This is a genomic window from Coleofasciculus sp. (genome assembly GCF_046565525.1).
Lineage (GTDB): Bacteria > Cyanobacteriota > Cyanobacteriia > Cyanobacteriales > Coleofasciculaceae > Coleofasciculus.
Genome location: NZ_JBKHUP010000112.1, coordinates 1 through 22,220, shown reverse-complemented (window position 1 = coordinate 22,220; position 22,220 = coordinate 1). Strand labels below are relative to the sequence as shown.

General features: G+C 46.1%; 17 protein-coding genes. 11 read left to right on the top strand and 6 right to left on the bottom strand.

Annotated features, from left to right (window positions below; genetic code table 11):
• Positions 1-308: 308 nt before the first annotated feature.
• Positions 309-1,514 carry a phosphoglycerate kinase gene (locus tag ACLGGO_RS29150; RefSeq protein ID WP_446421930.1) on the bottom strand — a complete coding sequence of 402 codons (1,206 nt, stop codon included), beginning with the start codon at positions 1,512-1,514 and terminating at the stop codon, positions 309-311.
• Between the two features lie 190 nt (positions 1,515-1,704).
• Here ACLGGO_RS29150 and ACLGGO_RS29145 point away from each other — a divergent pair, with 190 nt between their 5' ends.
• The 4 genes from ACLGGO_RS29145 (at position 1,705) to ACLGGO_RS29130 (ending at position 6,891) form a co-directional block, all read left to right on the top strand.
• Positions 1,705-2,115 (top strand): universal stress protein, encoded by a 411-nt coding sequence (locus ACLGGO_RS29145; protein WP_446421929.1) that lies wholly within the window; start codon positions 1,705-1,707, stop codon positions 2,113-2,115.
• Positions 2,116-2,131: 16 nt separating this feature from the next.
• Positions 2,132-2,992 carry a ribosome biogenesis GTPase YlqF gene (gene ylqF / locus ACLGGO_RS29140; RefSeq protein WP_446336510.1) on the top strand — a complete coding sequence of 287 codons (861 nt, stop codon included), beginning with the start codon at positions 2,132-2,134 and terminating at the stop codon, positions 2,990-2,992.
• Between the two features lie 666 nt (positions 2,993-3,658).
• On the top strand, positions 3,659-5,704 hold the full coding sequence (locus ACLGGO_RS29135) for a PAS domain-containing protein (RefSeq protein WP_446336509.1): 2,046 nt from the start codon (positions 3,659-3,661) through the stop codon (positions 5,702-5,704).
• A 311-nt stretch (positions 5,705-6,015) separates the two neighbouring features.
• The gene (locus ACLGGO_RS29130; protein ID WP_446421928.1) at positions 6,016-6,891 is read left to right on the top strand and encodes an alpha/beta fold hydrolase; all 876 of its coding nucleotides are present in this window, start codon (positions 6,016-6,018) and stop codon (positions 6,889-6,891) included.
• Between the two features lie 171 nt (positions 6,892-7,062).
• On the opposite strand, the gene ACLGGO_RS29125 is transcribed toward ACLGGO_RS29130, so the two are convergent.
• Both ACLGGO_RS29125 and ACLGGO_RS29120 read right to left on the bottom strand, forming a co-directional pair.
• A complete protein-coding gene (locus tag ACLGGO_RS29125; RefSeq protein ID WP_446421927.1) occupies positions 7,063-12,516 on the bottom strand; it encodes a CHAT domain-containing protein in 5,454 nt (1,817 codons plus the stop codon).
• 236 nt (positions 12,517-12,752) lie between these two features.
• The gene (locus tag ACLGGO_RS29120; protein WP_446421926.1) at positions 12,753-13,205 is read right to left on the bottom strand and encodes a Fur family transcriptional regulator; all 453 of its coding nucleotides are present in this window, start codon (positions 13,203-13,205) and stop codon (positions 12,753-12,755) included.
• A 93-nt stretch (positions 13,206-13,298) separates the two neighbouring features.
• On the opposite strand from ACLGGO_RS29120, the gene ACLGGO_RS29115 reads away from it, so the two are divergent.
• The 3 genes from ACLGGO_RS29115 (at position 13,299) to ACLGGO_RS29105 (ending at position 15,761) form a co-directional block, all read left to right on the top strand.
• Positions 13,299-13,487, top strand: coding sequence for a hypothetical protein (locus tag ACLGGO_RS29115; protein WP_446421925.1), 189 nt, complete (start codon positions 13,299-13,301; stop codon positions 13,485-13,487).
• Between the two features lie 131 nt (positions 13,488-13,618).
• The gene (locus tag ACLGGO_RS29110) at positions 13,619-15,142 is read left to right on the top strand and encodes a hypothetical protein (protein WP_446421924.1); all 1,524 of its coding nucleotides are present in this window, start codon (positions 13,619-13,621) and stop codon (positions 15,140-15,142) included.
• A 127-nt stretch (positions 15,143-15,269) separates the two neighbouring features.
• Positions 15,270-15,761, top strand: a complete 492-nt coding sequence (locus tag ACLGGO_RS29105; protein WP_446421923.1) for a CRR6 family NdhI maturation factor — start codon at positions 15,270-15,272, stop codon at positions 15,759-15,761.
• A gap of 139 nt (positions 15,762-15,900) precedes the next feature.
• Here ACLGGO_RS29105 and ACLGGO_RS29100 read toward each other — a convergent pair whose 3' ends face one another.
• Positions 15,901-16,863, bottom strand: coding sequence for a glycosyltransferase family 9 protein (locus ACLGGO_RS29100; RefSeq protein ID WP_446336502.1), 963 nt, complete (start codon positions 16,861-16,863; stop codon positions 15,901-15,903).
• Positions 16,864-17,116: 253 nt separating this feature from the next.
• On the opposite strand from ACLGGO_RS29100, the gene ispD reads away from it, so the two are divergent.
• The 3 genes from ispD (at position 17,117) to nfi (ending at position 19,507) form a co-directional block, all read left to right on the top strand.
• Positions 17,117-17,815 carry a 2-C-methyl-D-erythritol 4-phosphate cytidylyltransferase gene (gene ispD / locus ACLGGO_RS29095; RefSeq protein ID WP_446421922.1) on the top strand — a complete coding sequence of 233 codons (699 nt, stop codon included), beginning with the start codon at positions 17,117-17,119 and terminating at the stop codon, positions 17,813-17,815.
• Between the two features lie 109 nt (positions 17,816-17,924).
• Positions 17,925-18,809: a sulfotransferase family protein gene (locus ACLGGO_RS29090; protein WP_446421921.1), complete on the top strand. Its 885-nt coding sequence runs from the start codon at positions 17,925-17,927 to the stop codon at positions 18,807-18,809.
• 5 nt (positions 18,810-18,814) lie between these two features.
• On the top strand, positions 18,815-19,507 hold the full coding sequence (nfi, locus tag ACLGGO_RS29085) for a deoxyribonuclease V (RefSeq protein WP_446421920.1): 693 nt from the start codon (positions 18,815-18,817) through the stop codon (positions 19,505-19,507).
• On the opposite strand, the gene ACLGGO_RS29080 is transcribed toward nfi, so the two are convergent.
• On the bottom strand, positions 19,440-19,943 hold the full coding sequence (locus ACLGGO_RS29080; protein ID WP_446421919.1) for a hypothetical protein: 504 nt from the start codon (positions 19,941-19,943) through the stop codon (positions 19,440-19,442). The two genes, nfi and ACLGGO_RS29080, sit on opposite strands and share 68 nt — an antisense overlap.
• A 112-nt stretch (positions 19,944-20,055) precedes the next feature.
• On the opposite strand from ACLGGO_RS29080, the gene ACLGGO_RS29075 reads away from it, so the two are divergent.
• The gene (locus tag ACLGGO_RS29075; protein WP_446334560.1) at positions 20,056-20,295 is read left to right on the top strand and encodes a hypothetical protein; all 240 of its coding nucleotides are present in this window, start codon (positions 20,056-20,058) and stop codon (positions 20,293-20,295) included.
• 72 nt (positions 20,296-20,367) lie between these two features.
• On the opposite strand, the gene ACLGGO_RS29070 is transcribed toward ACLGGO_RS29075, so the two are convergent.
• The gene (locus ACLGGO_RS29070) at positions 20,368-21,951 is read right to left on the bottom strand and encodes a cation:proton antiporter (RefSeq protein ID WP_446421918.1); all 1,584 of its coding nucleotides are present in this window, start codon (positions 21,949-21,951) and stop codon (positions 20,368-20,370) included.
• Positions 21,952-22,220 lie beyond the last annotated feature (269 nt).

The window sequence follows — 22,220 nt, the reverse complement described above, 5'->3', positions numbered from 1 at the left end:
AAAGTCAATAGAGACGCAGGGGGAGCAGGGGGAGCAGGGGGAGCAGGGGAAGCAGGGGGAGCAGGGGGAGCAGGGGGCGGGTTTAGGGACTAAAGTCAGCTATTCACCGAGAAATGAACAACTTGCACCCGCCCTCCCCACCGAGAAATAAACAACTTGCACCCGCCCTTATCCCTAAATCGAATGCCACTGACTGGTATGCTGGTGGGCAATGCCCACCCTACGGTCTATCAAAGATTTCGGCGATTCCCTAATGCTTATTTCAGTGCCATTATCCCGAAATCAGGTAGAGACGTGAAATGATACCATCAAGCGTCGTCTAATGCGGCAATACCGGGAAGCTCCTTACCTTCAAGTAATTCCAGACTCGCCCCACCACCTGTGGAGATATGGCTCATTTGATCAGCCACACCGACTTTTTCCACAGCCGCAACCGAGTCACCACCACCGATAATCGTGGTTGTGCCTTTCTTGGTCAGATCGGCAAGAGTCCGCGCGATCGCTTCAGTACCAGCGGCAAACTTATCAAACTCAAATACCCCCATGGGTCCATTCCAGATCACCGACTTACAATCGCCTAATGCGTCTTGGAAGAATTTCACCGAATCAGGACCAATATCTAGCCCCATCCATCCATCAGGAATCGATTCAATGCTTACGGTTTGGGAATTGGCGTCAGCGGCAAAGTTATCGGCAATCACGATATCTGTGGGTAAGAGTAAGTCAACACCTTTTTCCTTTGCCTTCGCTTCCAAGGACTTTGCCAACTCCAGCTTATCCTCTTCCACCAATGACTTGCCGACACTCAAGCCACGGGCTTTATAGAAGGTGAAAATCATACCACCACCAATCAGCAGTTTATCCACCTTATCCAGTAAGGTTTCAATTACGCCAATCTTACTCGACACCTTAGAGCCACCAATAATCGCGGCTAAAGGCTTCTGTGGATTTTCAATCGCATTTTGCAGATACTGGAGTTCTTTCTCAATTAAGTATCCCGCCACGGAGGGCTTCAGGTGATGGGTGACGCCTTCTGTCGAAGCATGGGCGCGGTGTGCCGTACCAAAGGCATCATTGACATAAACATCGGCTAGGGCGGCTAACTTTTTGGTAAACTCCGGATCATTCTTTTCTTCCCCTGGGTGGAAGCGGAGATTTTCTAGTAACGCCACCTGACCATTATCCAGGCTGTCAATCTGAGACTTAACCGCATCGCCAATACAGTCATCGCACTTGATCACCGTTTGACCCAGTAATTCGGAAAGACGATTTGCCACGGGTGTTAGGCGCAGGCTGTCTTTCACTTGTCCTTTAGGACGCCCTAAGTGGCTACACAGAACCACCTTGGCATTCTTTTTGATTAAATCCTGGATCGTCGGTAAAGCCGCCCGGATGCGGGTATCATCGGTGATCGTGCCATTCTCATCCAGTGGCACATTCAGGTCGGCTCGCACCAATACCCGTTTTCCAGCTAAATCGGACTCACTTAAATTTGCTACAGTTTTTTTGGACACAGTAATACTCTCCTCTAATTGCCTGTATCTGATGCTTTGCGCTCTGATCGCGTGCCAGTGGTTGTATGCTTAATGATTACCCCCAGATGTATATCTATAGAGCAATCAACTCAATCATTAGGGTCAAGAGTATTTATTCTCTTTTCCCGTCCACATTTTACCGGAGTCCGTGTCTCTCAAGGTGATTACAATGTTTAAGACTGTCTTATTTCCCCTTGACCAAAGCCGAGAAGCCCGTGAAGCAGCGGAAGTTGTCGTCAATATCGTCCAAAAGTATGAAAGCAACTTAGTTCTGCTCTCGGTGGTCGAAAAACCCAACCCGGATGACCCATCGCCAAGTCCGGATCTCATGTCCCCGGAGATGGTTGCCGAACTACTCAAAGGCGCTCAAGCGATGTTTAATGAGTATGGGATTAAGTCGAAAACCCTGAGTCGCGAAGGCTCACCCCCGTTTACTATCTGTGATGTCGCCGACGAAATTAATGCCGATCTGATTATTATGGGCTGTCGCGGATTGGGATTAACCGAGGATGGTGCTTCCGAAAGCGTCACCAACCGGGTGATTAATCTGTCACCCTGTCCTGTGCTAGTTGTGCCGTAATTATGACCAATCACCTATGACGACCATTCAATGGTATCCCGGACATATTGCTAAAGCCGAACGGCAACTCAAGGAACAGCTCAAACGAGTGGATGTCGTGCTCGAAGTCCGGGATGGGCGGATTCCTCTTGCCACTCATCATCCACAAACCGCTGAGTGGGTGGGGAATAAAAGTCGAGTTTTAGTGATCAACCGCATGGATCTGATTACGCCGAAGATGCAGCAGTTGTGGACATCCTGGTTTCAAGAGCAAGGGGAAACGCCTTACTGGACAAATGCCCAGCAGGGACAAGGGATGCGGGAGGTCGCTCAAGCCGCGCAGCAAGCTGGAGTACAGATGAATCAGCGGCGCCAAAATCGTGGTCTGCAGCCCCGTCCTGTTCGCGCTGTGGTGATTGGTTTTCCTAATGTGGGTAAATCGGCTCTGATTAATCGACTTTTGGGGCGGCGTGTGGTGGACAGCGCCCGCCGTCCCGGTGTCACTCGTCAACTGCGTTGGGTGCGGATTAGCGATCAGATTGAATTGTTGGATGCACCTGGTGTTATCCCCGCCAAGCTGCACAATCAAGAGAATGCTCTAAAGTTAGCCATCTGTGATGATATTGGTGAGGCGTCTTACGACAATCAGCGGGTTGCTTCGGCTTTTGTGGATTTGCTTAAACAATTGTCGGATATGGCTACAGGCGATCGCACACCCGCTTCTTCCTTAGAAGAGCGTTATCATGTAGATACAACTGGGATCACCGGTGAATCCTACTTACAGGTATTGGCACAGACGCGCTACCAAGGCGACGGGGAGCGTGCTGCGCGACAGCTATTGAATGATTTTCGCAAAGGATTACTCGGCGCGATCGCACTGGAATTGCCACCATCGTAGAGATGCGCCATGGCGCGTCTGTTAATAACTGTGTTGTTTTATTAAAGGGGTGGGGGGTAAGACCCCTCATCTACTAAACTAATATATAGTAAATGCACCCTAGACAAGCGCCCAGGGCGGGCGTTTTTCGTTGTCGGTTGGCGAGGTTGAGCCAAAAATTGTGACGAATCATTACGCTAATCTACGTAAAGATTTAAGACATATTGCTGAGGCAACTTAATAGACGGAGGAAAGAAAATTGAACAAGAGCACCGAAACCCATTCTCAGGACTTACGCACAACCTCGAACAGAGGGTTAACGATTAAAACAGGATATCGGTAGCTGATCAGCGTAAGTCCTGTTTTTTTGTTAAAACATGTTTGAGTCTGCCCGATCAGACCCTTTCAGGGTGTACGATCTAAACCCACTAGGAGTTTGCTCAACTCTGATTTAGGTGTCATACTGTAATACCACAGATGCTGAGAACGGTTATAGTTGAAGCAATGGGCAACCCCCTTTCGCTCAACCACCCTGAATAAAAATAAAAAGCGGTTTTGGAAATTCCAGGAGTTTAACCCGCAACATTTGTACAATCAGCTAACGCGCAGATTTCTTGGCAAAACAGCACAGATCCAGCGTTCTGTCCTTGTACAACGGTAAACTCGACAATTTAAATCGACTAAAAAATGGTCAGTAAAATAGCGACGTTTAGACTTCCAGAACAACTGAGTCATGAAATTCGATCTCGGGCTGAGGCATCAGGTCGGGATCGGACGGCTGTTGTGATTGAGGCACTCAAGCAGGCATTTGGTTTCCCGCTTGATGAATCGCACTCAACCACGGTTGATGAACTTCAGGAACAACTCAATACATTAGACAAAAAATACAAGCAGTTAAAAGAACAGCTTAATCAACTCACCCAAGAAACTCAGGTAGCCAATCAAAGTCTAGAGGCAATTCCGAGGACGTTGGTGACAGGAACGACGAATCATCATCAAATTGGGGATACCGATCAAGCCTGGACACCTCCTAATCAAGTAACCCAACTCGACCTGAATTATCCGATCATTGCCCCAGATCAGGATGACTCAGAACTGCGAGAACTGGCGACGAGGATTCAGCAACAAGCGCGAATCTTTGACCAAGTTCTCTCGGCGTCTCCTGACCCCATCTGTGTACTGGATCGCATGGGACGATTTACCTACGTGAATCTAGCGATCGCGCAACTGTTTGGCTTGTCCCAAGCCGAAATTTTGGGCAAAACGGTGCCGCAGTTAAACCTACCTCCCGAAGGACTCGAACTGTTTAATAACCAACGGGAAGTCGTCTTTGCCACTCGACTCCCCTTGACTGATGAAATCAGTTACCCAACCCTTGGGGGTGTGCGTCATTACGAGTACATCCTAAGTCCGATTCTGGGTAGTCACAATAGTGTGGAAGCGGTAATATGTACCGCCAGAGACATTACCGAACGCAAACGAGTTGAAGAATCGCTGCGGGAATCGGAAGCGAATTACCGACACTTATTTGAATACGCCAACGATTCCATTTTTATTATTGACCTATCCACCAGTCGCATTTTAGATGCCAATCAGAATGCCTCAAGACGACTGGGGTATACCCGAAAAGAACTGCTGAATTTGAAGACTCACGATATTGATGTGCCGATTGGTGAGGATCGGCAACGGACAATCGGTCAGCGGATGCAAGCAACGGGTAGTATTATCTTTGAACATGCCCTGCGGCGTAAAGATGGCTCCCATGTACAGGTGGAAATTAGTTCTCGGGTAATTGAGTACCGCGATCGCTTAGTGTCACTCAGTTTTGTTCGCGATATTACCAAACGCAAACAAGCCGAGGAACGCCTGCGGTTATTAGAGTCGGCGGTATTTAATGCTAATGACGCGATCGTCATTACAGAAGCCGAACCCATTGACAAACCAGGTCCTCGGATCGTTTATGTCAACCAGGGCTTTACTCGGATGACAGGATACACCTCTGAGGAAGTCATTGGCAAGACACCGCGATTCTTACAAGGTCCCAAAACCGATCGCATCCAAGCTGATAAAATTCGTGATACCCTATGCCGATGGGAACCCGTGCGGGCGGAGTTGATCAACTATCGCAAAGATGGTTCCGAGTTTTGGGTAGAACTCAATATTGTCCCCGTGGTTGATGAGAACGGGGAATATACCCATTGGATGGCGATAGAGCGGGATATTAGCCAGCGCAAGCAGGTAGAAACCGCCTCAGCCAAACGGGAAAAGGAACGAACCACTCAACTGTCTCAAGCGAATGCCTTGCTACAAGAGCAATTGGCAAAACAGGAGCAAATGGTTGCCGATCTTCACACCCGTGAGGAACGCCAAGCCATAGCCCTGAAAGCAGGTAACGTGGGGATTTGGGATTGGAATCTGGAGAGTGATGAGTTCTATATAGCGCCTAATTTGAAAACCCTACTGCGCTATGAGGATAACGAGATTGCGAATAGTAAAGCCGCTTGGTTAGACCTGATTCATCCCAATGATCGCCAACAAGTCCACAATGAAATCAATGCTCATCTAGAAGGTTCAACGACCAACTATGGCATGGAACACCGGATATTGCAAAAAGATGGCACTATTCGCTGGTTTCTTTCCCATGGCTTAGCGGTGCGAGATGATCAGGATAAGCCTTATCGTCTGATTGGTTGTAGCGTTGATATCACTGAATATAAACAGCTTGAGGATTAACTCTCCCCATTCCCCTATCTCCCCACCAGAACCCCGATTTCTTGAAGAAGAACTGTTGTAGAGACGTTCCGGCGGAACGTCTCTACTAAATGATGTGTCCTAACCGCTATGGCGGTTGCTATAAATTCGGCGTCTATTTCTACACCTAAAATTTCCCACCATTCACCAGCTAACCCAAACTCAAACGGCTAACAAAGAATTTAGCGATCGCGGACTCTTTACCTAAACCTTAAAAACATGGTAATACATTCCGATTAAATGACTATAATGCTAATTAATTGTCTTACGAGAAATACTATAAAGTCAAATCCATGTCTACCCTAACCGACTCCTGGCAAGACGATTACATTCTCACCAACGGTGTCAAACTACACTACGTCACCCAGGGAGAAGGAAAACTGATGCTGATGCTGCATGGCTTCCCCGAATTCTGGTACTCCTGGCGGCATCAAATCCCTGAATTTGCCAAGGATTACAAAGTCGTTGCCCTTGATCTGCGGGGTTACAATGACAGCGATAAGCCCAAAGATTTATCAGCCTATCAGATCACCGAGTTAGTTAACGATATTAAGGGAGTTATTCAAGGATTAGGCGATGAAAGCTGTGTCCTAGTTGGGCATGATTGGGGAGGTATGATCGCCTGGTATGTTGCCTATACTTACCCCGAACTTGTTGATAAGTTAATCGTCCTGAATATTCCTCACCCCGCCAAATTTACCCAGGCGTTACGCAGTAATCCTCAACAACTCTTGCGAAGTTGGTATGTCTTTTTCTTTCAACTTCCCTTACTCCCAGAGTTACTGCTTCAGTGGGATGACTATCAACTGATTGCCTCTAGTTTGAACGATATGGCAATTGACAAAAGTGCCTTCTCAGAAGCAGACTTAAACACCTACAAAGATGCGGCGGCTAAACGGGGTGCTATGACTGCCATGCTGAACTACTACCGCAATGCCTTTTCGGGACTATTTAATCAGAATCAGTGGGATGTTCTGCAAATTCCCACCCTAATGATTTGGGGAGAAAATGATACCGCTTTGGGCAAAGAATTAACCTATAATACAAAGGATTATGTGCAAGATTTCCAAATCCGCTACATCCCGAATTGTAGTCATTGGGTACAGCAGGAACAGCCCCAGTTGGTAAATCAGTATATGCGAGAGTTTTTGGCAAAGGATGAAGGATAAGAGAGTTTTGAGTGTGTAGGGGCGGGTTTTACTACTATCATTTCTGACCTAACCTAGATGTGACTAAACCCGCCCTGAACAAGTTTTGAGTGTGTAGGGGCGGGTTTCACTACTATCATTTCTGACCTAACCTAGATGTGACTAAACCCGCCCCTATAATGGGCTGATTATTTACCATGGACTCCCTATCATCGTAAACGCTGACCAATAATAGGGATGAGAAAGTTCTCTATCTCCTAACCTTGATAATTCTGGCGGTAAAACCAGGTTTTTCCCATTCACCTGCAATTGTCCACCTTTTAGCTGCACATTCCCTTGCAACATCGTGATTTGGGCTTGTCGCAGGGCGTCTGCTTTAATCGAAGCATTGTGTAACTGACTATAAAACTCAGTCATTAACCCTAAGGTAGCTTCATCACTGACATACCACAAACTTCCTAACGCTGATTTTACCCCCGCTTGCACCGCTAACCCAGCAAAGCCTAACTCTGCATCTTCATCACCCACGGCGGTACGACATGCGCTGAGGACTAATAACTCGACAGGGGGATTATTCCAACCCAGTTGACGCAGTTGATCTAATTGCAATTTAGTATCAAATAGCTGAATATAGGAATTTTCTGGTTTTCCTGGCTGAAATTCGCCATGAGTCGCCAGATGAATAATCCGAAACGGTTGGTTTTGGCGTTGAGATTTAAGGTTATTTAGAGTAAATTCAGCATTAAGAAAGGATTTCCCTTGCCAAATTTGATTGGCAATTATAGAGACTTCCAGGGGTACCGCAGGTAAAGGCGATTGATCTATAAATTGAGACGCACCCATGGCTAAAACTTGGGCATCATCAAGGGGTTGATATCGAGTATCGGTTAAATTGACACTGGGAATGAGTCCTAGACTATACTTTTGCACCAGAAACTGTTGTCCATCATGCAACGCGGCGACGGGTATTGCCCGCAACCCAGCATCCATGGAGAAGACAATTGTGCTAATTCCCTCTTTTTGCAACTCCGCTTCTAAGGGTGCAATTAGCCATTGGTAAAGTTGCTGAGCAGAATCAAGGTAACTATTGGTATTCCGTTTAATCGGATCAGTCACGTCTCGCCTAAACTCTACCACTTTTTTTAGTAGCACCTCCCGTCGGGCGGCGGGAATACTTTTGTGAATCGGAATTCCCGAAGGCGTGACTAACACTAAATCCAATTGTTCAGCGCGGGCAAATGTATAGATAACCGCTGGTTTTTTCCCTGTTGCTTCCCCTGTCTCATTCAGACGTTCCTGAATATCGGCAAAGGATTGTAACTCTCGACTCACTCGTTGATCAATATAGGAACCGAGTTCTTCACTAAAGAGAATATCGATAAATAATACCGCTTGGGGAATCTGGTTTTTATCCAACAGACGGGCAATATCAATGCGTTCAACGGTTCGCAGAATCAAATCTTCAGACTCTTGTTCTGGAATTTGTGGTGGGAGAGAAGGTTGGATGTCTTGAAAATCTTTGACAATTTCATCAGGAATCAAGACTGGAAGTTCTGGTGGTGGCGGGGGTTCTGGTGGTAGATTTTGGGTAATAATTTGAATCTCCCCCTGAGTATAGGAACCGGGGAAGGATTGCGGCGGCAAAATTGAATTCGTCGAACTTGTTGTAATCCCCCCGGCTGTCCCGTTAATTTGGGCATTTCCGACATCAAATGAAGTATTCCTCGCACCACCATCATGTCGGATAATAATATCACCGCCTCCCTCACCGCCAGCCGTAGAAATGCTAGCCGAGATTCCATTTTGGTCGGAAAATGTACCCCTAGCTTGGAAAAATTGTTGCGTGGTAATGTCAATCTTACCCCCGCTACCGTTGGTTCCCCCTTGGGCATTGATAAAATCAACTAAAATACCATTTTCTGGGTCGAGGATAACATCGCCACCATTCCCCATCGTGCCACTTGTATCAATATTACCTGTAATGATGCGATCGCCTGCTTCTATACGAATCGCTCCACCCGTTGTCCCAGAAGCGTTTAAGTCACCAGTAGTGATGATTCCCGGTTGACTCATCAGGGTAATTCCCCCATTCGCCGTAATATCGCCTGTGGTAATATCGCCGCCATCCAAACCCGTACTTAGAGAAACGTTACCTGTAAATGTCAACGATTCACTAACCGTAATTTTATCGTTTCCTAAACCAGCATCCACCTCCAGATTTTCCAGACTTGAGTTATAGTTTACTGTTTGTGACTCCCGCGTTAACTGAGTTGCTGTAATTTCTACATTATCTGTTGCTTCTGTACCCTTAATCGTCAACCTATCACTACCTGTTGTTCCTGAGTCATTAATTGTTGTTGTCGCGCTCCCTGTGTCACTCAAATTGATGATATATTCATCACTATTTTCTCGACCATCAATAATGCCACTCACAGAAACACCATTACTCACTTGAAACTTATCATTCTCAGCACCACCTGTCAGATTCTCTATGGCAGAGAAATTAATCATTCCATTAATATTTCCCCCATTCGGGGCGGTAATCGTCCAGGTATTGGCAGTATTTGCACCAATCAGACTATCATTACCCGTCCCACCGTCAATCCTACCACTTATAGAAGCACTATTATTCAATTGAAAGGTATCATTGGCAGTCCCTCCAGTTAGATTTTCTATTGAAGCGAAGGACAGAGATTCGTTAAAGCCGCTAACCTCACCTAAATCTGTACCCGTAATCCGATAAATGGTATCAACATCAGGTCCAATTAAGGTTGATCCGCCAGCAATCGTAACCGGATCATTGAAGCTGAAGGAATTAAGCGTAATTGTACCTGTTCCATCAGATCGTCCAATCGTAATCGAGTTAAAACCATCTTGTAGCGCTGTCAAATCAGTTAGGGAGAGATCTAAAGCGACTGTATCTGAACTATCCGCAATTACAATATCTTGGCTAGGTGTTCGAGGCTGAATCTGCACATCTCCAATCCCGGTTACGGAATTCACGCCTCCCGCCAAATTAATTTCATCGGCGGTTAAACTAACAGCATTGCCACTACTTGTCGTGGTAACATCCTGAAGACTAATCTGGTTAGCCGTCAGATCAATAGTATTCACCTGAATCCCCCGATTCGCCGTAACCTTATCTGCACTGGTAATCGTCAATCCGCCCAATGGTGTTGAAGGGCTTGTTCCTTGACCGACATTGTAGTGAGCTTGGATTTGTTCGGGGGATAAAGCTGAGTTATAGATAGCCATTTCATCAGCATAACCTTGGAAATTTCCATACACTCCACCTCCAATGTTATTGCTGGGATGAACGACAGTATACGGTGTACTTGGCACTCCACTGCCGACCAATTGACCGTTGATATATAAACTAGGTGTTCTGTTATTATAAACTACGGCAATATGAGTCCAATCATTGAGCGTACCCGACGAAACAACCACGGCGGGTATATAATCACTAGAATGGTCGTAAAGGCTGACACCATTAGTTCCCACAGAAGCACCAGCCCCCAAATGAACCTTTGGCGGTCCTCCCCAAGTCGCTTCTCCCTGCTCAGGATTGAAGATATAGTTTTGTCCTGAAGTGCCATCATAATTAATACCTATGGGATTGTCTGCTCTCACATTATCTATTTCGTGCATGGTTTCTGGTTTGACCCAGACTTCCATGGTGAACGTGTTGACAATTCCCGTATCATTAAGCGAAATGATGTCATCCGTTCCATCAAATCTCACGCTAGAACCTATCTTTCCAGTTTGCCCAGCCGTAGGACAGGTTGTGGTTGAGCATGAACCCATATTGGTGGAGCCGGAAACGTCACTAAAGCTAGTCGCACCCGAGTCTTCTTCAAATGACCAGTACCCCACTGGAGCATCTAGAAGAACTGCCACATCATAAGGCAAGGGTCCTCCAACTAAACCCTCAAATGTAACATTTCCAGTGCCTGCATCTAGAGTCAAGGTTGGCGGTGTCATCCCATTAAGACCATGCAAACTGCGATTAAATGTAATATTACCCTCCACAGTAGAACCCGTACTCAGGGTTTGATTGCTGCGAAGAATTACTGGAGATGCAAAGGTTATATTACCCCCATTCAAGCCAATCGAGGCATTTAAATTAATAAAGGCAGCTTCAAAGGTGAGGCTACTGCTACTGTTAGAATTAATGTCTTCGTTAATATCAATATTTTTAATCGCGGCAATCGATACATCACCGTTATTCAGCGCGGTTTCAATCGCCGTATTGGAAATTTGGAACGTGAGTCCAACGCCGTCTCCGGTTAAGATTTGATTATCACTAATCTCACTATCATTTGTACCCGTTGTGCCAATAACTACCGTTTTTGGGTCTAAAAATAACTGACCATTTTTACCCGCCGTCGCCCCCACATCTACCAATCCATCAAACGCCAGATTCTCTTTCCCCGACACCTCAACAAAACCGCCATCACCCGAATTTATCCCACCACGGGCGCTAATTGTGCCATAAAATTGGGTTGTATGATCCGCCCAAACAATTACCTGTCCCCCACCACCCACATCTTGTGCATCACCCCTAATCACCGAATCGCGGCTAAGGTAGGTATGGGAGGCATGAGGTAGAGTTCCTTGACCCTGATAATCTCCGCCAATCTTCACACTACCGCCACCCTGAATTCCTGTAGCATTAATATTGGCAGCAATTAGACCCACGCGATCGCCGAATATCTGCACCTCACCGCCAACGTCTCCAGAAACATCCAGATCACCGGCAATAATCGTTGTCCCTATCGTCGTGGGAATCTGTGTTCCAGACTCTTCCAGGATTAGGGTGCGATCGCTATTCACGCTAACTCCGGTTACTTCTTCCCCACCGCTATTTGTCAGCAACTCCGGTAACATCTGAGGTTCAATGGGTAATACCTTCCCCTGACTATCCGCTCTAGGTTGTACCTCCAAACTCAGAACTTGCCCTTGCTGACTCAACCGTACCCGACTGGTTCCAGGAACTGCTGTTACTGTAATATTACCCCCAGGTGCTACCAAACTCGCCGTGTTGAGTATCGTCCCCCCAATTAAAGCCAGATTCTGTCCTGCTGATACGGCTAAATCCCCGGCATTAACTATCGCGCCAGGTTGCAATGTATCAAAGGTAAATGTATGAGGATTTCCCACTAAATTGCTGTAATTATTGCTACTAAATGCCTGAAACCAGCCTCCATCAAAGCCAATTCCTGTAGCCGTTGTAGCGATAAAATCACCCGGAACATTAAGCTGAGCATTCTGACCAAAAACGATGCCCGCTGGATTCATTAAATATAAATTAGAGTTGCCCCCTATGACTTGAATGAGACCATGAATCATCGAGGGATCGCCACCAACAACCCGCCCTAAAATATTACGAATCGCGGGATCGGACACAAAGTTGGCAATTTGATTTGATTTGAGTCCAAATTGCTCAAAGCTGTGGAAGAGATTTGCCCCATCCTCCGATAAAGAACCCCCCGTGATATCGAAGCGGTTCCCTGAAGGGGTGACAATTGTACCCGTACCATCGTCGGCTGAGGGAATCGGTTGGGACTGAACTGGCTTGATTGCAACGGTACTCGCCAAGATTAGTCCTGCCAAAAGCCGCGTGTTTCTGAGATAGGCGACGTTCATAGGGGGAAAGCCAATATCAAATGTTTTGGGAACAGGGAACTTTTTAACAGAGAACAGGAAACAGAGACTAGAACTTTAGGAAATTCGTAATTGATAATTCCTAATTCAGATATCATTGGTCAACTCATCAGTTGCGTAATATCGAATTCTTTTGATTTCACACAGATGCAATTAGTTCAGAATGAGGGTTTCAGCCATTTTTAGGCAGGTTGTTTAATCGGATTTGATATAATTCCTCACTCATCATTCAGTGGATTGTTGCGATAACCATAGAAGTCAATCCTATACTCAGTAATCTTGACCCCAGTTTGTTGCTCAATGTGCTGGATTAGTTCATCGGGCAATTCTACATACACATCCATGATCTGATTTGTATCCACACAATTAACATGACTGTGAGTATCACTGATATTCCCGTAAAGCCGCCCATCGGATCGCTCAATACATTCGATAATGCCTTGAGAGGATAGCGCCTCTAGATTCTGGTACACAGAGGTATGACCAATTTCTTTGCCTTGCTGATTCAGGCGATCATAAATTTCTCGTGCGGACAGATGCTCTCGATCTTGCCACAGCAGTTCCAAAATTAAGCGGCGTTGACGCGACAGGCGCATCCCCAACGCTTGACATTGATTGAGGGCGTCTTCCAATGAGCGAATCGGTTTGACAACTGCCGCTTCTTTGTGCATGGTCGATACTTTGAATGGGGTGGTTAGCTTTATGGGGAGCGGTCTCAAGTTCTACCATTAAGGTGAGCCCGTTCTAAGTCCCATACATACATAATGCACTGGTTAAACGTGCATCATCCTGGGGGACATAATCTTCTTCGCTTGGCATCTGGCACAGTAAGGCAAACTCATTACCACTTTACCTTAGATGATTTGAGTATGTCTACCGGGCGAGTGCTATCAAATCCGGTAGCATCGATTTGTGCTTTCACACTCCATGCTCCGGACATAAAACTAGGGTAAGTAACTTTAACCTAATATCTAGCCATACCTAGCCATGTCTACTCAAAAATGAATAGGTATTTGCTCCGGAGCCAGTCTAGTTGAAACCGACATATAATAAAGTGAAAATCAAACATTGAGAGGTCGAATCAATGGTTGCACTCACATATTGCAAAGGACTCCCCACCCCAGCTGAGGAGTTGAACCCACTGGGGAAAACTCAGTTGGAAATGTTCCTATCGGAATATTCAGCCATTTTCCATGTCTGCGCGTGTGAGACAGCCAACTATCTCCTCTCAGGCGAAAAATTCAATAAGTCAGAATGGAACACATACCTACAGCAGGCTTATGGAATAAACAAACGTCACGCTAATGGTGTGATAGCGTTGAGTAAAGGAGCAGTGGACGCGGCTAAAGCTAACAGCCAGCGTCATATTAAGGTACTAGCTGCCCAAATAAAATCCTGTGCTGATTGGATTAAAAGGGCGGAACGCAAGCTGAAAAATGCCCGTAAGTTTTACCGCAGGAAAAACTGGCAAGCAAGTAAAACTGGCTGTCAACTCCCAATAGATTGTTCTATTCAATACCGACAGACTAACTGGCAGAATTTACGCTTTAGGCTGCACCACAAAAAGCGTAAGCTGCACCACTACCAGATGCAGGTTGAATACCTAAAGGCGGCTCCGATTCGGGTAACAATTCCCAAAGGACAAGTTTATGTGGTTGGGTCAAAAGACGAGGCTTACGGAAACCAGACCTGCCAATGGGATGGGCAAACAATCAAATTTCGCGTACCATACTGCCTGGAAGAAAAGTTTGGCAAATATGTCTCATCCCGGATAGGGGATTTTCCTCGAAAGGTCAACCGACTGCCAGTAGACGGAGCAAAAACATGGCACTTTTACCGGAAAGATGGCAGGTGGTGTGTGGCAGTGCAGTTTACCCCAGCACCAGTCAAACAGGTGTCCCGGTCAATCCAAAGAGGCTGTATTGGAATAGACCTCAATCCCGGTTCAATCGGTTGGTCATACGTTGACCCGGAAGGAAATCTTAAGCACCATGGGCTCCTTCCCATTGAGATGGGCTTACCACGCGGTAAGCAAGATGTTGCCATTAGGCACGTCTGTTTCCTGTTACTGGGCATGGCGAGCGCCTATCAATGCCCGATTGTGTGTGAGCAGTTAGACTTTAGCCGCAAAAAAACTCAACTGAGGGAGAAGGGGCGCAAGTATGCCAGAATGCTGTCTGGGTGGGCATATAGCCGCTTTTATGAACTACTGAGAGCTATTCTTTCTAACCGAGGGATAGACTTAGTGACGGTCAATCCAGCCTACAGTAGTCTGATTGGAGGCGTCAAATATGCCCGGATGTATGGACTAGCCAGCGATGAGGCGGCTGCACTGGTAATCGCCCGTCGTGGAATGAGGCTAGGAGAAAAATTACCAAGCTCCATAACCGCCTACCTGGAGGTGAACGATAGGAAGCACGTATGGAGCCATTGGAATCAACTCAATAGCAAGCTCAAGCGCTCTATCCATAGCAGACACCTCTACTATGGTATCTCTAACTGGGAATCCTTGGTCAACCCTCAACAGGGAAGCGTCAACGCACTTGGGATGAACGCTGAAGAAACATATACCGCTGAGTTTTGTCTAGATTTGCCTAAATATGGGTAGATATGTCTAGGTTTTTGGAAGCGGTAAGCTTGATCCGAGGTTAAGCCTGTGGAATCGAAGTAATCCAGGCAATGTACAGACGCTTCAAAATGCGTCTTTTCGTCCAAGTGTTGTGGAGCGAAGATTAGTGGCAATCACAATTAAACTCAATTCCCATTGCATTAATGATTTAGACCTATCGCCCGTCCAGACTAGGATTGATCAGTGGCTGACTGAGGGTGCGATCGCCAACTATGAGCAGCAGTTAGGCTTTGAGTTTAGCTACCCTCGCCAACCCAATGATCCACGGGAATGGTCAGAAATTCCTGAAATACGTCTGTGGTTTATCCGCTTAGATGTTCAGTATCCGTGGTTACCGTTTCTGCTGGATTGGAAAGCGGGGGAACTCGCCCGCTACACAGCTATGCTCGTCCCACACCAGTTTAATCGGACGGAAGGGATTCAGTATAACCCAGAAGCCTTAGAAATTTTCGTGATGCAAAAAGTTTTTGTGCTCAATAACTGGTTACAACAGATTGGTTTACCCAACCAGTCGCGCCTCAAGTCCATGGCTAAAATGTTAGGGTATGAACTTGATGATACCTTGTTTGACTTGATGTTCCCCCCAAAAAGGACTTGAGATTTATGCCATCCCACCTGGACTTCATAGATCCAGGATTTTGAACAAATAAAGCGAAGAGACGGGCTAAAAGCACCATCTCTTCGCATCCGCTTAATCCCCTACGCTTTAGCCAGGGGAGAAGTCAACCCGCTCTACCTTAGCCTCGCCATACTTGCTTTAACACATCGTTGGGTTGAATGTCGGCAATCCAGCGAGTCGGCGATTGAATGCCAATATAGCGTTCTGATGGGGGTAGGAGTTTGTTCGCCTGACTAGAACCAAACAGTGCGATGGTATAAGTTCCCACAGCAACAGCCAGATGCATCGACGCACTATCCGTACACAGCAGTAAATTCGCCCCCGCAATCATTGCAGCTAACTTGCCGATATCGGGGGGTGAGGTCATCTGTAAATTAGGACAGACTTGAGTTAGGGTAGCAACTAACTCAGTATCCTCCGAAGAATGGAGCATAACCAGAGTAAGGTCAGGCTGTTTTTGGTGGATGTCTTCAATAACGTTTTGCCATTTATGGGCGGGATAAACCTGATCAATGTCCTGTGAGTGATCGAGGTGGTTAGAGCCGCCGTCGATCATAATGTAACCGCTTTCGGGGATGCCGAGGCGTGCTTGTTCACCTTCTGCCCAGTCCAGATCGGATTTTGGCACACGAATGGCAAGCTCTGGACAGGGGGTATTGAGCCCCAACCCTTTGAGCAGGTCATGATACACATAAGCCGCATACTGCTCTGTTTTGAGTGGTACAGTGTTGGTGAAAAACCACTGCCCCTGATTATTTTCGTAGCCCACACGGGTGGGAATACCGCTCATCCAGAGCAATAGTCCTACTGACCATCGACGTTCTAGGGCAATCGCCACATCGTATTCGCGATCGCGGATAATACCCAACAGGTTGCCAAAATCAGCCAGACCGTTGCGGTCTTTATAGTCAAACGGTAATACTTCATGTACTGAACCCGAAACCCGATAGGCTCCCTTGGATCGGGGTTCCACTATGACATCGATTTCAGCTTCGGGATAATTTGCTTTTAGGTCATCCAAAGTAGGAAACAGCAGAAGTTGATCGCTGATTCCACCTGGAACAAGGGCTAATATTCTCATCTCAATATAATATGAGCTTGTATATCAGCTCAATTTTAATGGACTGGTAGTTCCTGATTTCACGGAATTCTCCGGAAACGAGTTTGTCTCGATAACCGTGACGGGGTGAACTACTACACCCGTAATCCAATTGCTATCTTGCTTATGGGACTACTGTACGCATGATATTATACCTAGTGATTGAATGGGATAAATCACTGGTCGCAGATTAAATCGGTCAGGATTAGAGATTTGGCATCAAAGGCAGAAGCTTGTGCATGTATTAATTCCAGCAGCAGGAATGGGACGACGGATGGGGAGCGATCGCAATAAGCTATTGCTGACCCTACTGGGTAAACCTTTATTGGCGTGGACGCTACTGGCGGCGGAAGCGGCGGCGGAGATTACTTGGATTGGGATTATGGGACAGCCTGAAGATCAGCCAGATATTCAGGCAATCTTAGCAGATCTCGCCCTGACCAAAGCCGTACAGCTTATTGCCGGGGGAGCAACTCGCCAAGAATCAGTTTATAACGGCTTGCAAGCATTACCGCCAACCGCTGAACGGGTACTGATTCACGATGGCGCCAGATGTTTAGCCACACCCCAATTGTTTGATCGCTGTGCACAGCATCTCAGAGATTGTCCGGGTTTGATTGCCGCGATCCCGGTTAAGGATACGATTAAAGTGGTCGATGAGTCAGATATTGTCCAAGATACACCCGACAGGCGGCGGTTGTGGGCAGCCCAGACGCCCCAGGGATTCGAGGTGCCGCTTCTCAAGCAATGTCATGACCAAGGACGGAAATTGAATTGGGATGTTACCGATGATGCCGCATTATTTGAGCGCTGTGGTTTACCTGTACAGATCGTGGCAGGGGAAGAGACTAATCTTAAGGTAACCACACCCATGGATTTAGCGATCGCAGAGTTTATTTTGCGTCAGCGGCTTTTACTCAGTAATAAGTCATAAGCATGGTCTCGAAGGTGGTGAAGGGTCAATTGACACAAACTAATAACTTGACTCAACCCGCCCTCATCAGGCATAAGATATTTTATTTTATCAACCAGGACTAACTTCTATGAATCTTCCTACTTTTCTCATTATCGGTGTTCAAAAAGCGGGGACAACCTCTATTTATAACTATTTAAACCAACATCCGCAAATTTACATGAGTCCAGTTAAAGAAACGAATTTTTTAGAAAAAAATTGGGGAGAAATTGAAGATCAACGAAAAGCAAGAATTGACACCTTTGAAAAATATTGTCAACTATTTACTGGAGTAAAAGATGAGATTGCTATTGGCGAAGCATCTCCTAATTATCTGTTTCATTATGAGTCTTCCTCAGAGCGAATTAAGCGTTATGTACCCAATGCCAAATTGATTGCAGTCTTGCGAAATCCAGTTGATCGTGCCTATTCAGATTACTTAATGCATATCCGAGATGCTATTGGTAAAGGAAAACGAACCAGCTTATCAGAACAAATAAAATATAGAGCGGATAAATCATTCATGATTCTAAAAGGCTTTTACTATAAGCATTTGCAGCATTTTTATGAAGAGTTTGGTCGAGAGCAAATTCAAGTTTATTTGTACGATAACTTGTCTAAAGAACCGATAAAATTCATGCAAGAGATGTATCGCTTTGTGGGAGTCGATGATACGTTCTTGCCTGATGTCTCCAAGAAAGCCCAAGTTGCTAAAGTGCCAAAAAATACAGCCGTAAATAATCTATTACGCCAACAAAATCCCTTGAGAACAATAGTTAGTTCGGGACTCCGATTGATTTTCCCCCTTGAAGTCAGGCAAAACCTGCGTTCTCGCCTAATTCAAATGAACTCCCAAGACAAGAAAGCAGCTCCACTTTCTCCAGAAGATCGCCAGCAATTAATAGAACTCTATCGGGAAGATATTCTCAAGTTACAAGATTTAATTCAGAGAGACCTTTCTGCTTGGTTAAATTAACAAGAATGGAAATTTATCAGCGCCACTCTTGGACTCTGAGTGTTGAGGAAGCTACTGCTATCCAAAACCAACTCAGTAGAGAAATTATTACATCTGACCAATTGAGTGAAGTAAACTATGTAGCGGGTGTGGATGTTGGCTTTGAAGAAAATTATGCGATTTCACGCGCCGCCGTTGCGGTACTGAGTTTTCCAGAACTGCAACTGATCGAACAAGCGATCGCACGCCGCCCGACAACCTTTCCCTATATACCGGGGTTTCTATCGTTTCGGGAAGTTCCCGTCGTACTTGATGCCCTATCCCAGATTAAGATAACTCCTGACCTAATCTTGTGTGATGGTCAAGGAATTGCCCATCCGCGCCGATTTGGTCTGGCAAGTCATTTAGGCTTATTAATTACGGTGCCCACGATTGGGGTGGCTAAGTCCCGATTAATTGGTCAGCACGAGGAATTACCCCCACAGAAGGGGAATTGGCAACCTCTGCGACATCGGGGAGAGGTGATTGGTGCTGTCGTGCGATCGCGAACTGGAGTGAAGCCTTTGTATGTCTCTCCGGGTCATCGGATCAGCTTACCCACCGCGATTGATTATGTCCTGCGCTGCACTCCTAAATATCGATTACCTGAAACTACCCGTTGGGCTGATAAACTGGCATCAAATCGGATCGGTTCATTACGTCCGAGCTCCCCCAATTAATCTCATGACTGTCGGTTAGGCTTTCTGCTTCTTGGCTGCTGGCTTCTTCAAGAACGTCTATGCGTAAGCGCACAGGTTTCTCATAAAGATTTTCTGCCCAAAATTTTTCAATGGGTGTAGCGGGATCAACTTGAATCTTTAGTGGATTTCCGGGGATACAATCGTAGGTTTTCATCCCATCCCCACATCGAATCGGCATTTCTCCTTGCTGAGAATAAATAATCAGTCGCGTTGCGGGTGAATCAAGCTTAATTGATCGTCGCGATCCCCCAGCTAAAACGTTCAGGAAGTACGACTTTAACGGCGACTGGATTGGTTGTTGAGTTTCAACGCCACTGTGATCAAGTGCTGGCAGATTTTCTGCTTGAGCAGGAAGGCAGCAACAAATCAAGAATAATAGCGTTAAGATAAAAAGTCTTAGTTTGATCATTCTCATCGTGAATTGATATAAACTTATTATTTTAAGATATTTAGTGGTTTTTCTTATGTTTATCCCCAAAATTGATGAAATTGAAAACATTAAACTATGACGATTGAGGAATTAACCCATGACCAATGACCCAATTGAAACCCTGATTGATCACATCTTCCAGCTAGGAGATGACTCCTGGGAGCTTGTTGTTCATGCCCTAGCGGCTCGTCTGCGAGCCCGTTCTGTGGCGATGCAAGCAATTGGCGATTCAGAAGGCTCCAGGTTACTGGCAGCCGCTAAGTTACTGGAACTGGCAACTGAGGCGGATGAAGTGGTGAGCTTGGGGACAATAGAAGAGGATTTATCTGATCAATAAAGGTGGGGGTGGATTTAGTAACGTCAGTGTAGAGACGTAGCAGGCTACGTCTCTACTATTATTCAGTCTCAATCATTCATTCTCAATGAGCCTTTCATCGGCTTCAATTAAGGCTTCTTGTAGTAGGGGTGAGAGGTTCTCGGTTAAACGTCCAGCACGGATAAATTCAGCGTAGGTATCCGCCTCGATATTGACCATTTGTTCTTGCAGTTGTTCCATGTCCAAGGTTTGTAACTGGGGATGGTGATGGAGTAATTTCTCAACCTCGCTTTGAATGGTTTCGAGTTGACCATCAACAAGTTTTATCTGGTACTGACAAAATTCTGAATTCATTTCGTCGTTAGTCGTTGCTGACTCTAAGTAGTTTTTTACTCGATTGAGTGCCACACGACGGGCGATTGCCTCAAAATATTTCTGACGCACGGGTTGATCCCCAATTAAATTCAGTTTTTCCAGAAGGAATTGGGTAGTTAACCCCTCAACTAACAGCGTAAAGAGTACCACGCCAAAAACCGTAACAATAATATCTTGTCGTCCCTCCAAACTCACTGGAACACTTAAGGCTAGGGCAATGGAAACCGAACCCCGTAATCCGCCCCACCACAACACCGTTTGCTGTCGCCAACCAATGTTGGACTTGACTAGTCCATTGCTAATCGTCGCTAAGCTGTAAATTGAAATAGCACGGGTGAAGAGAACGGCTCCAATGGTAATCCCAATTAAGTCTAGGTTTTGTCCCAAGCGGGGAAAATCGATTTGGTCACCAATGAGGAGAAAGACAATTGAGTTGACAAAAAATGCCAGAAAATCCCAGAATTCAGAGACAATTAAGCGGGTGCGGGGGTTCATGCCAATCCGGGAACCAAAGTTTCCCAGAACTAACCCCACAGTTACTACGCCAATTACTCCAGAACCGCCGAGTTCTTCGGTAATCAGGTAGGTGCCATAGGCAGAGACTAACGTCAGGGATTGTTCGACGAGGGGTAAATCGAAGCGTTGGGTGAGAAAGGAAATACCAAACCCGATTAAGCAACCGACACCGATACCAATTCCGATAAAGGTAAAGAATTGGGCAACTGTGGCGGATAGGGAAAATTCCTGCGTACCGAGGGGAATACCGACTAATAAGAGAAAGGCGACGACGGCGACACCATCATTAAATAAGCTTTCCCCCTCCATGAGGGTTTTTAGGCGTTTATCCGCACCTAGTTCCCGGAATAGGGCGATTACTGATACCGGATCAGTTGCGGCTAGACTCGCGCCGACTAATAATGCGATCGCAAGGGGTAATTCTGTGAATTGGGTAATGGTAAAGGCAATTCCCAGCACCGAAATCACTACCCCCACCACCGCAAACAGAATCACGGGGATTAAATCTCGCCGCAAATCCCGCCAGCGGATATTCCAGGCGGCTTCAAAGAGTAGGGGGGGAAGGAAAATCTCTAGAATCAGTTCCGGGGATAGGTTCACCAGGCGCACATCGACAAAGGCTAAGCCTAAGCCGACTATAACCAGAAGTAAGGTATAAGGGATTTTACGGAACCAGGGAAAAATCCGGGAAACTGTGGCGACGCTGAGAGACACCGACAGCACCAAGAGAAATTGTTCCAGATTCTGCTCAATTGCAGCTTCGCTGATAGCGGATTCTATGGACATGAATGACACTCCAAGGTACTGGCAGTTTTGATATAACAATAAGACTTAGCGCAAGCAAAACTATCTGGTTTAGGAATCTTTCCTCTCACCTGTGCAATTGTAGGCAAGATTGGGGGAAGTTGCCCAGGAGACCCTTAGACTTGTTGCTCTATTCCAATCACAGTAAAAGCATTATGTCAAGATAAATATAGACGCGATCGCGTTGCCTCTAATCGGTGATTCTGTGGACAAAGGTTGAAAACTCGGCATAACTGTATCCATCCTGTCGG

Bases quoted from the DNA above. Each gene is read 5' to 3' on its own strand.
- ACLGGO_RS29145 (WP_446421929.1), top strand. From the start codon at position 1,705: ATGTTTAAGACTGTCTTATTTCCCCTTGACCAAAGCCGAGAAGCCCGT.
- ylqF (WP_446336510.1), top strand. From the start codon at position 2,132: ATGACGACCATTCAATGGTATCCCGGACATATTGCTAAAGCCGAACGG.
- ACLGGO_RS29135 (WP_446336509.1), top strand. From the start codon at position 3,659: ATGGTCAGTAAAATAGCGACGTTTAGACTTCCAGAACAACTGAGTCAT.
- ACLGGO_RS29130 (WP_446421928.1), top strand. From the start codon at position 6,016: ATGTCTACCCTAACCGACTCCTGGCAAGACGATTACATTCTCACCAAC.
- ACLGGO_RS29125 (WP_446421927.1), bottom strand. From the start codon at position 12,516: ATGAACGTCGCCTATCTCAGAAACACGCGGCTTTTGGCAGGACTAATC.
- ACLGGO_RS29120 (WP_446421926.1), bottom strand. From the start codon at position 13,205: ATGCACAAAGAAGCGGCAGTTGTCAAACCGATTCGCTCATTGGAAGAC.
- ACLGGO_RS29115 (WP_446421925.1), top strand. From the start codon at position 13,299: ATGCACTGGTTAAACGTGCATCATCCTGGGGGACATAATCTTCTTCGC.
- ACLGGO_RS29110 (WP_446421924.1), top strand. From the start codon at position 13,619: ATGGTTGCACTCACATATTGCAAAGGACTCCCCACCCCAGCTGAGGAG.
- ACLGGO_RS29100 (WP_446336502.1), bottom strand. From the start codon at position 16,863: ATGAGAATATTAGCCCTTGTTCCAGGTGGAATCAGCGATCAACTTCTG.
- ACLGGO_RS29090 (WP_446421921.1), top strand. From the start codon at position 17,925: ATGAATCTTCCTACTTTTCTCATTATCGGTGTTCAAAAAGCGGGGACA.
- nfi (WP_446421920.1), top strand. From the start codon at position 18,815: ATGGAAATTTATCAGCGCCACTCTTGGACTCTGAGTGTTGAGGAAGCT.
- ACLGGO_RS29080 (WP_446421919.1), bottom strand. From the start codon at position 19,943: ATGAGAATGATCAAACTAAGACTTTTTATCTTAACGCTATTATTCTTG.
- ACLGGO_RS29075 (WP_446334560.1), top strand. From the start codon at position 20,056: ATGACCAATGACCCAATTGAAACCCTGATTGATCACATCTTCCAGCTA.
- ACLGGO_RS29070 (WP_446421918.1), bottom strand. From the start codon at position 21,951: ATGTCCATAGAATCCGCTATCAGCGAAGCTGCAATTGAGCAGAATCTG.